The 14298-nt window shown below is 71.7% G+C and carries 13 protein-coding genes; 11 read left to right on the plus strand and 2 right to left on the minus strand.

Features of this window, described 5'->3' with window-relative positions; translation table 11 throughout:
- The first annotated feature begins 33 nt into the window (after positions 1 to 33).
- The 8 genes from AC2H4J_RS18575 (at position 34) to AC2H4J_RS18610 (ending at position 7340) form a co-directional block, all read left to right on the plus strand.
- Positions 34 to 2073 (plus strand): APC family permease, encoded by a 2040-nt coding sequence (locus tag AC2H4J_RS18575; protein ID WP_487466376.1) that lies wholly within the window; start codon positions 34 to 36, stop codon positions 2071 to 2073.
- Complete coding sequence (locus tag AC2H4J_RS18580) at positions 2066 to 3364, plus strand: class I SAM-dependent RNA methyltransferase (RefSeq protein ID WP_487466377.1); 1299 nt, start codon at positions 2066 to 2068, stop codon at positions 3362 to 3364. The genes AC2H4J_RS18575 and AC2H4J_RS18580 overlap by 8 nt, the downstream gene beginning before the upstream one ends.
- 38 nt (positions 3365 to 3402) lie before the next feature.
- On the plus strand, positions 3403 to 3633 hold the full coding sequence (locus tag AC2H4J_RS18585) for a DUF4177 domain-containing protein (protein ID WP_487466378.1): 231 nt from the start codon (positions 3403 to 3405) through the stop codon (positions 3631 to 3633).
- A 40-nt stretch (positions 3634 to 3673) separates the two neighbouring features.
- Complete coding sequence (locus tag AC2H4J_RS18590) at positions 3674 to 4006, plus strand: hypothetical protein (protein ID WP_487466379.1); 333 nt, start codon at positions 3674 to 3676, stop codon at positions 4004 to 4006.
- 119 nt (positions 4007 to 4125) lie between these two features.
- Complete coding sequence (gene dxs / locus AC2H4J_RS18595) at positions 4126 to 6036, plus strand: 1-deoxy-D-xylulose-5-phosphate synthase (protein WP_487466380.1); 1911 nt, start codon at positions 4126 to 4128, stop codon at positions 6034 to 6036.
- Positions 6037 to 6112: 76 nt separating this feature from the next.
- The gene (locus tag AC2H4J_RS18600; protein ID WP_487466381.1) at positions 6113 to 6313 is read left to right on the plus strand and encodes a thiamine-binding protein; all 201 of its coding nucleotides are present in this window, start codon (positions 6113 to 6115) and stop codon (positions 6311 to 6313) included.
- A gap of 164 nt (positions 6314 to 6477) precedes the next feature.
- Positions 6478 to 6798, plus strand: coding sequence for an ArsR/SmtB family transcription factor (locus tag AC2H4J_RS18605; RefSeq protein WP_487466382.1), 321 nt, complete (start codon positions 6478 to 6480; stop codon positions 6796 to 6798).
- Complete coding sequence (locus tag AC2H4J_RS18610) at positions 6795 to 7340, plus strand: SRPBCC family protein (RefSeq protein ID WP_487466383.1); 546 nt, start codon at positions 6795 to 6797, stop codon at positions 7338 to 7340. The genes AC2H4J_RS18605 and AC2H4J_RS18610 overlap by 4 nt, the downstream gene beginning before the upstream one ends.
- Positions 7341 to 7400: 60 nt before the next feature.
- Here the strand turns inward: AC2H4J_RS18610 and AC2H4J_RS18615 are convergent, their stop codons facing one another.
- Complete coding sequence (locus tag AC2H4J_RS18615; RefSeq protein ID WP_487466384.1) at positions 7401 to 9488, minus strand: 3-hydroxyacyl-CoA dehydrogenase NAD-binding domain-containing protein; 2088 nt, start codon at positions 9486 to 9488, stop codon at positions 7401 to 7403.
- Positions 9485 to 10708 (minus strand): thiolase family protein, encoded by a 1224-nt coding sequence (locus AC2H4J_RS18620; protein WP_487466385.1) that lies wholly within the window; start codon positions 10706 to 10708, stop codon positions 9485 to 9487. The genes AC2H4J_RS18615 and AC2H4J_RS18620 overlap by 4 nt, the downstream gene beginning before the upstream one ends.
- A 206-nt stretch (positions 10709 to 10914) precedes the next feature.
- Between AC2H4J_RS18620 and AC2H4J_RS18625 the strand changes: the two genes are divergently transcribed.
- The 3 genes from AC2H4J_RS18625 to AC2H4J_RS18635 all read left to right on the plus strand — a co-directional run bounded on the left by AC2H4J_RS18625 (position 10915) and on the right by AC2H4J_RS18635 (position 14206).
- Positions 10915 to 12018: a sugar ABC transporter substrate-binding protein gene (locus AC2H4J_RS18625; protein ID WP_487466386.1), complete on the plus strand. Its 1104-nt coding sequence runs from the start codon at positions 10915 to 10917 to the stop codon at positions 12016 to 12018.
- Between the two features lie 84 nt (positions 12019 to 12102).
- Positions 12103 to 12909, plus strand: coding sequence for an ATP-binding cassette domain-containing protein (locus tag AC2H4J_RS18630; RefSeq protein WP_487466387.1), 807 nt, complete (start codon positions 12103 to 12105; stop codon positions 12907 to 12909).
- Between the two features lie 7 nt (positions 12910 to 12916).
- Complete coding sequence (locus AC2H4J_RS18635; protein WP_487466388.1) at positions 12917 to 14206, plus strand: sugar ABC transporter permease; 1290 nt, start codon at positions 12917 to 12919, stop codon at positions 14204 to 14206.
- The last annotated feature ends 92 nt before the right edge of the window (positions 14207 to 14298 follow it).

The following is a 14298-nucleotide window of genomic DNA, read 5'->3' on the forward strand; positions in this document are numbered from 1 at the left end:
CAGTTGGAGCCACAGCGTCCGTACCATCGCGCCGTGCCCAGCCTGTCCGACCTCGGACAACTCCCCAAGCGTCTCGTCCTCGGCCGTCCGGTCCGCAGCGACCGGGCGGGTGAGTCGTTGCTGCCCAAGCGCCTGGCGCTGCCGATCTTCGCCAGCGACGCGCTCTCCTCGGTCGCCTACGCGACCCAGGAGATCCTGATCATCCTGACCCTCGGCGGCCTGGCGTACCTCTACCTGGCCCCGTGGCTGGCGGCCGGCGTCGTCGTGCTGCTGGTGACGGTGGTGCTGTCCTACCGGCAGGTGGTGCACGCCTACCCGTCCGGCGGCGGCGACTACGAGGTCGCCATGAAGAACCACGGCCAGTTCGCCGCACTCGTGGTCGCCAGCGCGCTGCTCACCGACTACGTGCTCACCGTCGCGGTGTCGGTCTCCTCGGGCACGGACAACATCATCTCGGCGTTCCCGTCGCTCAACCAGCACCGGGTGCTGATCGCGATCGGGCTCGTCTCGGTGCTCGCCGCGGCCAACCTGCGCGGCCTGCGCGAGTCGGGGAAGACCTTCGCCGTCCCGACCTACCTGTTCGCCACCGGCATCATGGTCATGATCGTCACGGGCCTGGTCCGGCAGTTCTTCGGGACGCCGATCGTCGCGGAGAGCGCGCACTACGGCATCACGCCCGACCCCGCGCACACCAATCTCACCGGCCTGGCCCTGCTGTTCTTCGCGCTGCGGGCGTTCGCGTCCGGCACCACGGCGCTGACCGGCATCGAGGCCGTGGCGAACGGCGTACCGGCGTTCAAGCCACCGAAGAGCCGCAACGCGGCCATCACGCTGACCCTGCTCGGCGGCATCGCGGCGACCATGTTCGCGGGTGTCACGGCGCTGGCCCTGCTCGCCCACGTGCGCTACGTCGACCCGCTGCGCGCCTGCGACCTCGTGGGCTTCGCCCACTGCGAGACCGCGCCCCAGCGCACCGTGATCGCCCAGCTCGCCGCGGCCACGTTCGGCGGCGACGGCTCGATCGGCTTCTTCTACATCCAGGCGGCCACCGCGCTGGTTCTGGTGCTCGCGGCCAACACCGCGTTCAACGGCTTCCCGCTGCTGGGCTCGGTCCTCGCGCAGGACCGCTTCCTGCCCCGGCAGCTGCACACCCGCGGTGACAAGCTCGTCTATAGCAACGGCATCCTGCTGCTCGCCGGGTTCGCGTGCCTGCTGATCTTCGCGTTCGACGCCGACGTCACGCGGCTGATCCAGCTCTACATCATCGGGGTGTTCACCAGCTTCAGCATCGGCCAGTGGGGCATGGTGCGGCACTGGAACCGCGAACTGGGCACCGAGCGCGACCCGCAGCAGCGCCGGCAGATGCGCCGCTCGCAGATCATCAACACCATCGGCGGATCGCTGACCAGCGTCGTCCTGGTGATCATCGTCATCACGAAGTTCACGCACGGCGCCTGGCTCGTGCTCCTCGCCATGCCGATCCTGTTCGGCCTGATGAAGGCCATCAACCGGCACTACTCCAACGTGGCCGAGCAGCTGGTGCCCGACAGCGACTCCCGGATGCTGCCGAGCAAGGTGCACGCGATCGTGCTGGTGTCGAAGGTGCACAAGCCGACCCTGCGGGCACTCGCGTTCGCCCGGGCCACCCGCCCGGACCACCTGACGGCGCTCACGGTGAACGTCGACGACGCCGAGACGCGCGCACTGCAGACCTCCTGGGAGCGCTACGACCTCCCGGTGCCGCTCACGGTCCTCGAGTCGCCGTACCGGGAGATCACCCGGCCGGTCGTGGACTACGTGAAGGACATCCGCCGCTCCAGCCCGCGGGAGATCGTGGTCGTCTTCGTGCCGCAGTACGTCGTCGGGCACTGGTGGGAGAACGTGCTGCACAACCAGAGCGCCCTGCGGCTGCGCGCCCGCCTGCAGTTCCAGCCGGGCGTGATGATCACGACCGTGCCGTGGCAGCTGGAGAGCTCGGTCGGACGGGACGTCGACGCCGGTGACGGCCCGCGGCCCGGCGACCTGCGCCGCGGCGTCACCGACGACCAGGTGGACGCCACGCCTTATGGGTGAAGGACCACGTCGCCCCCCACGCCTCGCAGGCTCGGCGCGGGTCCCTGCGACGGGCCTGGAATGGGTCGGCCGGGAATTCGAGGTCACTGTCGGTTCCGTGGCGCACGGCGGCCACTGCGTCGCCCGGCACGAGGGCCGCGTCGTGTTCGTCCGGCATGCGCTGCCCGGTGAGCGGGTGGTGGTGCGGGTCACCGAGGACCGCCATCCCGGCTTCTGCCGCGCCGACGCCGTGGAGGTGCTCGAGGCCTCGCCGGACCGCGTCGAGCGGCCCTGCCCCTACAGCGGCCCCGGCCGGTGCGGCGGATGCGACTGGCAGCACGTGGCGCCGGCGGCGCAGCGTGAACTGAAGGCGGCGGTCGTCCGGGAGCAGCTGGCCCGCCTGGCCGGGTTGGCCGACGTGGACCTGACCGTCGAGGAGCTGCCCGGGGGACCGTTGCGCTGGCGGTCGCGGGCCCGGTTCGCCGTCGACCGGTCGGGGGCCGCGGGACTGCGCCGGCACCGCTCCCACGACGTCGTCGTCCTCGACGACTGCCCGATCACCGTCGAGTCCGGCGCCCGGGCGGTCCTGGGGCAGCGATGGCCGGGGGCGGGGGCGGTCGACGTCTCGGTCGACTCGACCGGCGCGGTGACCACGACCCGGCTCGACCGGCGCGGCCGTCCGACGTCCAGCCGCGTCGTCCGGCCGGGCGGCGACCTGCCCGAGGAGCCCTCGACCCGCGCCGAGCGGCACGCGGGCGGGCGTGACTGGGAGGTCGAGGGGACGGGTTTCTGGCAGGTGCACCCGGCCGCCGCGGACGCCCTGGTCGACGCGGTCGCCGGCTTCGCGCACGTGCGGCCGGGGGAGACCGTACTGGACCTCTACGCCGGCGTCGGCCTGTTCGGGGGCGCGCTGGCGCCGGCTGCCGGACCGGACGGGCGCGTCGTGTGCGTGGAGTCCGACGAGGCCGCCTGCGCAGCGGCGGACGCGAACCTCGCCGACCTGCCGCAGGCCGAGGTCTGGCAGGGCGAGGTGGACGCCGAGGGGCTGGGGGAGCTGCTGACCGAGCTCGGCGGCGCCCCGGACGTCGTCGTCCTCGACCCGCCCCGGGCCGGGGCCGGCCAGGCCGTGAGCCGGCTGCTGGCCGCGACCGGCGCCCGCGCGGTCGTCTACGTCGCCTGCGACCCGGCGGCGCTGGCCCGCGACGTCGCCGCGTTCGGCGAGGCCGGCTACCGGCTGGCCGCCGTCCGCGGGTTCGACGCCTTCCCGATGACCGCCCACGTGGAGTGCGTGGCCCTGCTGGTCCCGGCCTGACGGACCGGCCGGACACCGCCGTTCGTTACGGTCTGGAGGTGCCCACATGGGAATACGCCTCCGTCATCACTGCCAACGACGCCGAGTCCCAGCGCGCCGGCGTCAGCGTCAAGCTCCCCGGCGGTCAGTCCGAACGCCAGCAGGGAGACACCAGCTCCGTGCTGAACAAGCTGGGCGCCGAGGGGTGGGAGCTGGTCAGCTACCACTCCAGCGGCGCCGGCACCTGGGGCTTCGAGCAGTTCTGGCTCAAGCGGCAGTCGGGGTCCTGAGCTGACGGACGGGACGCTGCCACCGGGCTGGCCCGAGGAGGTGCGGCCCCCCGGGGCGCCCGACTGGGAGCAGAGCGCGGTGGCCTGGCTGTTCGACCTCGTCCCGCCGGACTACCGCGCGCACGAGGTGCTGCGCCGGTACCCGGTGCTGCTCGCCCGCTTCGCCGGCGACCACGTCGCCGCCGGGCTGGAGGCGGCGCGGGCCGGCTGGCGCACCGTGCGGGTGGAGCTGGCCGACCAGCTGCCACCGGATGCGATCGAGGCCGCGATGGTCGCCTACGAGCGGGAGGGCGCCCGGCTGGCCGCCGCCGCCCGCGGCGTGGAGGTGGTGGCCGGGGCGCTCCGCGGCGAACGCTGGGTGCCGCGGCTCTGACCCTCCGGGGTGGGCGACGGTGATCACGCGGACACCCCGGTCGGGCGCGGTTACAGTGGACCGACGGCGATCACCGCGCTGTCGACGTGCTGTCGAAGGAGAGAGGACACCGCCGAGCCGTGCCGCTCCTGCCATCGCTGCGGGGTCCTGAGGATCTGCGTGCGCTGCCCGCCGAGCAGCTGCCGACGCTCGCCGCGGAGATCCGCGACGCGCTGGTCACCAGGGTGGCGAAGACCGGTGGCCACCTCGGTCCCAACCTCGGCTGTGTCGAGCTGACCATCGCAGTGCACCGGGTGTTCGACTCCCCACGGGAGCCGATCGTCTTCGACACCGGTCACCAGGCGTACGTGCACAAGATGCTCACCGGCCGGGTGGAGGGCTTCGAGCGGCTCCGGCAGCGCGGCGGTCTGTCCGGCTATCCGAGCCGCGCCGAGAGCGACCACGACTGGGTCGAGAACAGCCACGCGTCCACGTCGCTGTCCTACGCCGACGGGCTGGCCAAGGCTTACGCCGTCCGCGGGGACCAGCGCCCGGTGGTCGCGGTGATCGGCGACGGTGCGCTCACCGGCGGCATGGCCTGGGAGGCGCTGAACAACATCGCGGCCGCCCAGGACCGGCCGGTCGTCATCGTGGTCAACGACAACGGCCGGTCGTACTCGCCGACGATCGGGGGGGTCGCCGACGCGCTGGCCACGTTGCGGCTGCGGCCGGGGTACGAGCAGGCGCTCGACGCCGTCCGGCAGGCCCTGCATCGCGCCCCGGTGGTCGGCTCGGCGCTGTACGACGCCCTGCACGCCATCAAGAAGGGCCTCAAGGACGTCCTCTCACCGCAGGGCATGTTCGAGGACCTCGGCCTGAAGTACGTCGGGCCGGTTGACGGGCACGACATCAAGGCCATGGAGTCGGCGCTGCGCCGGGCCCGTTCGTTCGGCGGGCCGGTGATCGTGCACGCGGTGACCACCAAGGGCTACGGCTACCCGCCGGCCGAGACCGACCAGATCGACGCCTGGCACGCGACGGGCGTCTTCGACCCCGACAGCGGGGCATCGACCGCCGCGGCCCGGGACTGGACGGCGGCCTTCTCCGACGAGCTGGTGCGCATCGGCACCGAGCGGGCCGACGTCGTCGCCATCACCGCCGCGATGCTGCACCCGACCGGTCTGGCCGCGTTCGCCGAGCGCTTCCCGGAGCGCACGTTCGACGTCGGCATCGCCGAGCAGCACGCGCTCACGTCTGCGGCGGGCGTCGCGATGGGCGGCATGCACCCGGTCGTGGCGGTCTACTCGACGTTCCTCAACCGGGCGTTCGACCAGCTGCTGATGGACGTCGCGCTGCACAGGCAGCCGGTGACCGTCGTCCTGGACCGGGCCGGCGTGACCGGTACGGACGGCGCCTCGCACAACGGCATGTGGGACATGTCGATCACCTCCGTCGTCCCGGGCCTGCGACTGGCCGCGCCCCGCGACGAATCGACGCTGCGCGAGGCCCTGCGCGAGGCGGTCGCGGTCACCGACGGCCCGACCGTCGTGCGGTTCCCGAAGGGCGCCCCGCCGGTCGACATCCCGGCGCTGGAGCGGCGGGGGCCGGTCGACGTGCTGCGCCGCGGCCAGCGGCCCGACGTGCTGCTGGTCGCCGTCGGCTCCATGGTGCCGATGTGCCTGGCCGTGGCGCAGCGGGCCGCCGACCACGGCATCGAGGTCACCGTGGTCGACCCGCGCTGGGTGCTCCCGGTCTCCGGCGACCTCGTGACGCTCGCCGCGGGCCACCGGCTGGTCGTCACCGTCGAGGACGGCGGCCGGGCCGGGGGAGTGGGGGCGACCCTCACCCAGGCGCTGCAGGACCGGGAGTGCGACGTCCCGGTCCGGGCCGTGGGGCTCCCGCAACGATTCTTCGAGCACGGCAGCCGGGGCGAGGTGCTGGCCGACGCCGGCATGACCGAACAGGACATCGCCCGGCGGATCGCGGAGTGGACGGCCAAGCTCGCCGACCGCGTCGACAACCACGTGGCCGAGCCGGTCGACAACCCATGATCGCCGAGATCCAGTAGAAGGACCGTCCCTCTCCCGCCTCGCAAGCTCGGCGCGAGCCTCCGGACGGGGCCACGCCGTGATCCGGGCGTGGGGGCTGCGCTACGAGGTCGGCGCGCTCGGCACGACGCTGGAGGGCGACGACGACGAGGTCTGGGCGACCCTGCGCGCGGCCCACGAGGCGATGCTCGCCGCCGGCGCGACCGGCGGCATCTCCCACGTGAAGGTCGCCTCGGTGAACCGCACGATCGAGAGCCTCCCCCACAAGTTCCGGCAATAACACTGCGATCCTCCGGATCGCACCGCGGCCACGAGCCGTCCCCCGATGGCGTTGAGCCGCCCCCTCGCGCCGACCCCTCCGGGGCCCACTCGGCACGACCCTGGGGTCACGTCCCGTTGCCGATCGCATTGACATGTGACCTTATGGTCACCTATTTTGAGCTCGTGACGGACGACGACCGCGTGTTCAAGGCGCTCGCCGATCCGACGCGCCGGTTCCTGCTCGACTCGCTCTTCGCCCGCGAGGGCCAGACGCTCACCGAGCTCGAGTCGGCGGTGCAGATGACGCGCTACGGCGTGATGAAGCACCTGAAGGTCCTGGAGGAGGCCGGCCTGGTCGTCACCCGGCGGTCGGGACGGGAGAAGTTGCACTTCCTCAACGCGGTGCCGATCCGCGAGGTGCACGACCGGTGGATCGACAAGTACACGGAGCGCCACGTCGCGGCGCTCCTCGACCTCAAGAAGGAACTGGAGAGCGGACCATGACCAGCACCGAGACGACCGGCACCGACCAGGCGACCGGAACCACGCAGGTCCACCGCGTCTACATCAGGGCCACGCCCGAGCGGATCTGGCAGGCGATCACCGATCCGGAGTGGAACGGCCGCTACGGCTATTCCGCGCCGGCCGAGTACGAACTCACCGCCGGCGGCGCCTACCGGTCGTTCGCCACCGACGACATGAAGCGGGCGTCCGCCGAGATGGGCTGGGACCTGCCCGAGGTCATCGTCGACGGCGAGGTCGTGGAGGTCGATCCGCCCCGTCGGCTGGTGCAGACCTGGCGCATGCTCATGGACCCGAGCGCGGCCGCCGAGGGCTTCAGCCGGCTGACCTGGGAGATCGAGGGGCCCGGGCAGGACGGCGTCTGCCGGCTGACCGTCACCCACGAGCTGGCCGGTATGCCGAGCGTGTACGCCATGACGTCCGGGAACAACGAGTTCGGCGCCATGGGTGGCGGCGGCTGGCCGTGGATCCTCAGCGACCTGAAGAGCCTGCTCGAGACCGGTGAGGCGTTCCCCAAGGGCTGACGATGTGCGCTGACGCCCCCTTCCGAGGGCTGGAAAGGGGGCGTCAGCGCACACGCTCGGTTACGCCGGCAGCGACGCCACCCCGCGCGGCAGGAATCGCTTGCCGGTGACCTTCTCCGAGACGCCGGTGCGGTCGAGGTAGGCGGAGATGCCGCCCAGCCAGAACGGCCAGCCCGCGCCGAGCAGCATGCACAGGTCGATGTCCTGCACGGCCTGGACGACGCCCTCCTCGAGCATCAGCCCGATCTCCTGGGCCAGCGCCTCGAGGGCCCGCGAGCGCACCTCGTCCTCGGTGAGCGGGGAGTCGCCGGCGTCGATGCCCTCGAGCTCGGGGTCGACGACGCCCGGCTCGCTGTACACCGACGACTTGCCGAGCTCGACCATCTTCTTGAGCCCCTCGCCGACGTGGAACCGGTCGGGGAACGCCTCGTGCATCCGCTCGGCCACGTGCAGGGCCACCGGCGGCCCGACGAGCGTGAGCAGCTCGAACGGTGTCATCGGCAGGCCCAGCGGGTCGAGTGCGCGGTCCGCGACGGCGACCGGCGTCCCCTGCTCCACCGACGCGGTGACCTCGCCCAGGAACCGGGTGAGCAGCCGGTTCACGACGAACGCGGGGGCGTCCGCCACGAGCACGCAGGACTTCTTCAGCGACTTGCCGACGGCGAACGCGGTGGCCAGCGTGGCGTCGTCCGTCTGCTCCGCCCGCACGACCTCCAGCAGCGGCAGCACCGCCACGGGGTTGAAGAAGTGCAGCCCGACCACGCGCTCCGGGTGCTCCAGCTTCGACGCCATCTCGGTCACCGACAGCGCCGAGGTGTTCGTGGCGAGCACGCACTCGGGGGAGACGATCGCCTCCACCTCGGCGAACACCTGCTGCTTGACCGACATCTCCTCGAACACGGCCTCGATGACCAGGTCGGCGTCGGCGAAGACGTCCTTGGACAGCGAGCCGGTGACCAGGCCCTTGAGCTGGTTGAGCTTGTCCTGGTTCAGCCGGCCGCGCTGGGCCAGCTTGTCCAGCTCGCCGTGCACGTAGGCCACGCCCTTGTCGACGCGCGCCTGGTCGATGTCGGTGAGCACGACCGGCACCTTCAGCTGCCGCAGGAACAGCATCGCGAGCTGCGACGCCATCAGCCCGGCGCCCACGACGCCGACCTTGCCCACCTTGCGGGCCAGCTTCCGGTCCGGCGCGCCGGCCGGGCGCTTCGCCCGCTTGTTCACCAGGTCGAACGAGTAGAGCGACGCCCGCAGCGGGTCGCTCATCAACAGCTCGGCGAGCGCGTCGTCCTCGGCCGCCGTCCCGGCAGTGAACGAGTCGCCCTCGACGCCGGCACGCGCGAGCTCGAGCAGCTCGACGGCCCGTACGGCGCCGGGGGAGGCGTTGCGGGTGCGGGCCGCGACCAGTGCGGTGGCCCGGTCGATCGCCGCGTCCCAGGCCGACCGGTCGACGTCCGCACGCTCGACGGTGACCTCCCCGCCGAGCACGCCCACGGCCCACTCGAGCGAGCGTTCGAGGAAGTCGGCCGGCTCCAGGACGGCGTCGGCGATGCCGAGCTTCGCGGCTTTCGGCGCCGGTGTCATCTTGTTCTGCGCGAGAGCGTTCTCGACGATGACGGTGACCGCGGGCTCGATGCCGATCAGGTTCGGCAGCAGCTGCGTGCCGCCCCAGCCGGGAACCAGGCCGAGGAACACCTCGGGGAACGCGACCATCGCCGTCGAGGCGAGGGTCCGGTACCGGCAGTGCAGCGCCAGCTCCAGGCCGCCGCCGAGCGCGACGCCGTTGACGAAGGCGAACGTCGGAACCGACGAGTCCTTCAGCCGGCGGAACACCCGGTGCCCGGCCTCGGCGATCTCCCGGGCCGCGGACGCGTCGGTCACCGACGGGACCCCGGAGAGGTCGGCGCCCACGGCGAAGATGAACGGCTTGCCGGTCACGCCGATCGCCACGGGGGCGGGGGAGTGCGCCGCGATCTCGTCGAGCGCGGCGTCCAGCGAGGCGATGCCGCCCGGGCCGAACGTCGACGGCCGGGTGTGGTCGTGCCCGTTGTCGAGCGTGATCAGCGCGAACTCACCCGACAGCCCGGGCAGGGTCAGGAATCGGACCCGCGCCTCGGTGACGACCTCGTTCTCGAACACCGGCGTGCTCACTTGGCCGCCCCTTCCCAGTTCGGGTTCTCCCAGATAACGGTGGCGCCCATGCCGAGGCCGACGCACATGGCGGTCAGGCCGTAGCGGACGTCGGGCCGCTCGGCGAACTGCCGCGACAGCTGCGTCATCAGCCGGACGCCGGAGGACGCCAGCGGGTGGCCGACGGCGATCGCGCCGCCCCACGGGTTGACCCGCTCGTCGTCGTCGGCGATGCCGAAGTGGTCCAGGAACGCGAGCACCTGGACGGCGAAGGCCTCGTTCAGCTCGAACAGCCCGATGTCCTCGATCGACAGGCCGGTGCGGGCCAGCGCCTTCTCGGTGGCCGGCACGGGGCCGACGCCCATCACCTCGGGCTCGACGCCGACGAAGCCGTAGCCGACCAGCCGCATGCCGATCGGCAGGCCCAGCTCGCGGGCGGTCTCCTCCTCGGCGAGCAGGCAGGCCGTCGCGCCGTCGTTCAGGCCGGCCGCGTTGCCGGCGGTGACGTGCCCGTGCGGACGGAACGGCGTCTTCAGCGTGGCCAGTCCGTCGAGCGTGGTCTGCGGGCGCGGCGGCTCGTCGACGGTCGCGACGCCCCAGCCCTGCTCGGCCGAGCGCGTCGCCATCGTGACCAGCTCGGGGCCGATCTGGCCGTTGGCGACGGCCTTGGCGTACTTCTGCTGGCTGGCCAGGGCGAACGCGTCGGCGCGCTCCTTGGTCAGGTGCGGGAAGCGGTCGTGCAGGTTCTCCGCGGTCGAGCCCATGACCAAGGCGGACTCGTCGACGAGCTTCTCGCTGAAGAACCGCGGGTTCGGGTCGGCGCCCTCGCCCATCGGGTGGCGGCCCATGTGCTCCACGCCGCCGGCGATGGCGACGTCGTAGGCGCCGAAGGCGATGCCGCTGGCCGTGGTGGTCACCGCGGTCATGGCGCCGGCGCACATGCGGTCGATGGAGAACCCGGGCACCGACGTCGGCAGGCCGGCCAGCAGCGCGGCGGTGCGCCCGAGGGTCAGCCCCTGGTCGCCGATCTGCGTGGTCGCCGCGATCGCGACCTCGTCGACCCGCTCGGCGGGCAGGGCCGGGTTGCGGCGCATGAGCTCGCGGATGCAGCGGACGACGAGGTCGTCGGCGCGGGTCTCCGCGTAGATGCCCTTGGGGCCGGCCTTGCCGAACGGGGTGCGCACGCCGTCGACGAAGACGACCTCACGCAACGAGCGGGGACGTCGCTCTTCTGATGACACAGGACCTCCGGAGCGTGGGAGCCGCGCCGGATCGGAGCGCGGCAGCTGCCCCACAAGTTACCCGCCGGTAACCAGGAGGCCAAGTGCACGCCCGCCGAAGGGCGGTGTCTTGGTCACGGTCCCGCAACGGACACCGGACGTGCTTGCCGTCACACGAACAGGGGGCGCAGGATGTGCCGCTGGAATTCCTCTGTAACCCCAACGAAATGACAGGACGACGACTCATGGCGCGACGGCGCACCCTGACGACGGCCCTCGCGGTCGCCACCGTCTTCAGCATTGCCGCCTGTGGCGGCAACAGCGGCAACAGCAGCAGCGCGAGCAGCAGTGGCGGCGGGAGCGCCTCCGGCAAGGTCGGCGTGATCCTGCCCGACACCGTCTCCTCGCCCCGCTGGGAGAGCCAGGACCGGCCGAAGCTCGAGGCGGCGTTCAAGGCCGCGGGGGTCAAGTACGACATCCAGAACGCGCAGAACGACGCGCAGAAGATGCAGACCATCGCACAGCAGATGATCACCGGAGGCGTCACCGTCCTGGCGATCGTCAACCTCGACAGCGCCTCGGGTGCCGCGATCGAGCAGCAGGCCAAGAAGCAGGGCGTGGCGACGATCGACTACGACCGGCTGACGCTGGGCGGCTCGGCGGACTACTACGTGTCCTACGACAACGCCCAGGTCGGCAAGCTCCAGGGTGAGGGCCTGCACAAGTGCCTCGGTGACAAGACGGCGAACATCGCCTATCTGAACGGCTCGCCGGACGACAACAACGCCACCCTGTTCTCCGAGGGCGCGCACTCGGTCCTGGACAAGGTCAGCAGCTACACCAAGGTCGCCGAGCAGGCCGTGCCCAAGTGGGACGCGACCCAGGCCCAGACCATCTTCGAGCAGCTGTACACCCAGGCCGGCGGCAACATCCAGGGCGTCTACGCGGCCAACGACACGCTGGCGAACGCGGCGATCCAGACCCTCAAGCGGAACAACCAGAAGGTTCCGGTCACCGGTCAGGACGCGGCGGTCGTGGGTCTGCAGAACATCCTCTCCGGCGACCAGTGCATGACGGTCTGGAAGCCGGCGGACGGCGAGGCCAAGGCCCTGTCCGACGTCGCCATCGCGCTGCTCAAGGGGAACACCCCGAAGACGACCGGCACGGTCAAGGACACCGAGGGCAACCGGGACGTCAAGGCGATCCTGCTCGACCCGATCTCGGTCACCAAGGACAACCTGGCCGACTCGATCAGCAAGGGTGCGCAGGCGGCCAAGGACGTCTGCACCGGCGACTACGCGGCGATGTGCGCGTCGGCGGGCATCAAGTAGTAGCACCGACGGTCGGGGCGTCCCATCATCAGGGGCGCCCCGACCGCATGCCCCCATTCGCACCTGACGGACGGAAGGAGGGACGTGTCCGCTCCGACGATCCGTCCCGATGACGACACCCCCACGCTCGAGCTCCGCGGCGTCGACAAGAGCTTCGGTGCCATCCAGGTCCTGTACGACGTGAACCTGGCCGCCTACCGCGGCAAGGTCACCGCGCTCGTCGGCGACAACGGGGCCGGCAAGAGCACCCTGATCAAGGCGATCGCCGGGATCCATCCGGTCGACGCCGGCGAGTTCCTGTTCGAGGGGCGGTCGGTGAGCATCTCGGGGCCCCGCGACGCCGCCGCCCTCGGCATCGAGGTCGTCTACCAGGACCTCGCGCTCGCCGACAACCTGGATGTCGTCCAGAACATGTTCCTCGGCCGCGAGCGCCACAACGGCCTGCTGCTCGACGAGGTCTCGATGGAGCAGGCGGCCCGGGACACCCTCGCCAAGCTCTCCGTGCGGACCCTCAAGTCGGTCCGCCAACTGGTCTCCAGCCTCTCCGGCGGTCAGCGGCAGACCGTCGCGATCGCCAAGGCGGTCCTCTGGGAGTCCAAGCTGGTCATCCTGGACGAGCCGACCGCCGCCCTCGGCGTGGCACAGACGCGCCAGGTGCTCGATCTGGTCCGGCGGCTGGCCGACACCGGCCACGCCGTCATCTTCATCTCGCACAACATGGTCGACGTCTTCGAGGTCGCAGACCGCGTGGCGGCCCTCTACCTGGGGCGCGTCGCCGCGGACGTGCCGATCTCCGAGGTCGACCGGACCCGGGTCATCGAGCTGATCACCACCGGCCGGTCGGGCGATCTCGGTATCGCTCCCGCGGCCGCCGTCGAGGTTGGAGCCTGAGATCCCGATGTCCAGCACAGTGCAGCCCTCCGCCACGGACATCCCGGAGACGCCGGCCCCGCAGTCCGGCTTCGAGGGCGACGTCGTCGACGATTCGGTCGGCGGCTACGTCCGCGGCTACCTCAACCGGGTCCGCGGCGGTGACCTCGGCGCGTTGCCCGCAGTCGCGGGCATCGTCGTCCTCGCGATCCTCTTCACCATCCTCCGGCCGGACACGTTCCCGACCCCGCTGAACATCACCAACCTGCTCGTCCAGGCCGTCCCGATCAGCCTGCTCGCGATGGGCCTGGTGTTCGTCCTGCTGCTGGGCGAGATCGACCTGTCCGCCGGCGTCGTGAGCGGCGTCTGCGCGGCCGTCATGGCCGTGATGATGGCCCGCTCCGGCATCGACTGGTGGTGGGCCGTGCTCGCGGCCGGTGCCATCGGCGCGGTGATCGGCCTGTTCACGGGCGTCCTGGTCAGCGTCGTGCGGATCCCGTCCTTCGTCGTGACGCTGGCGTTGTTCCTCGGCTGGCAGGGGGTGACCCTGCGGATCGTCGGTCAGGGCGGCACCGTGCCCGTCCGCGATCCCGTCATCGTGGGCTTCACCAACGACAGCCTGTCGCCGTCGTGGGGCTGGATCCTCGCCGCGGTCGTGATCGTCCTGTTCGCCGGGCTGCAGCTGAACCGCTGGCGGGTGAAGCGGTCCCGCAACCTGGCCAGCCAGCCGATCGTCGTCGTCCTGGCGCGGATCGTGGTCATCGCGCTCGTCACGATCGCGGTCACCTGGGTGCTCAACGTCAATCGCGCGCTCAACCCGAACATCCAGCTCGCCGGCGTGCCCTACGCCGTCCCGGTGGTGGTCGTCCTCCTGCTGCTGCTCACCTTCGTGCTCACCCGCACGCGGTTCGGGCGGCACGTGTACGCGGTGGGCGGCAACGCCGAGGCCGCGCGGCGCGCGGGCATCAACGTGAGCCGGATCCGCATCCTGGTCTTCGCGCTGTCCTCGACGATGGCGGCGGTCAGCGGCATCGCGGCGGCGTCCCGGCTGGCCTCGGTCGACCCGGGTGCGGGCGGGGGCAACACCCTGCTCTACGCGGTCGCCGCCGCGGTCATCGGCGGGACGAGCCTCTTCGGTGGTCGGGGCCGCGTCCAGGACGCCGTGCTCGGTGGTCTGGTCATCGCGATCATCGCCAACGGGCTCGGCCTGCTCGGTGTCGAGGCATACCTCAACTTCATCATCACCGGCGGCGTCCTGCTGCTGGCGGCCAGCGTCGACGCGCTGGCCCGGCGGAGGGCGGCGGCCACCGGGCACTGAAAAACACCCCGTCCTCCCCACCCTTCGTGGAAGGACCCCGTCCTCCTCGCCACTCGCAAGCTCGCGGCGAGCCTCTGGGCGGGGCCTCCCGG

The sequence above is a fragment of the Blastococcus sp. OS1-29 genome (genome assembly GCF_057628075.1).

Bases quoted from the DNA above. Each gene is read 5' to 3' on its own strand.
- AC2H4J_RS18580 (WP_487466377.1), top strand. From the start codon at position 2,066: ATGGGTGAAGGACCACGTCGCCCCCCACGCCTCGCAGGCTCGGCGCGG.
- AC2H4J_RS18610 (WP_487466383.1), top strand. From the start codon at position 6,795: ATGACCAGCACCGAGACGACCGGCACCGACCAGGCGACCGGAACCACG.
- AC2H4J_RS18625 (WP_487466386.1), top strand. From the start codon at position 10,915: ATGACAGGACGACGACTCATGGCGCGACGGCGCACCCTGACGACGGCC.
- AC2H4J_RS18635 (WP_487466388.1), top strand. From the start codon at position 12,917: ATGTCCAGCACAGTGCAGCCCTCCGCCACGGACATCCCGGAGACGCCG.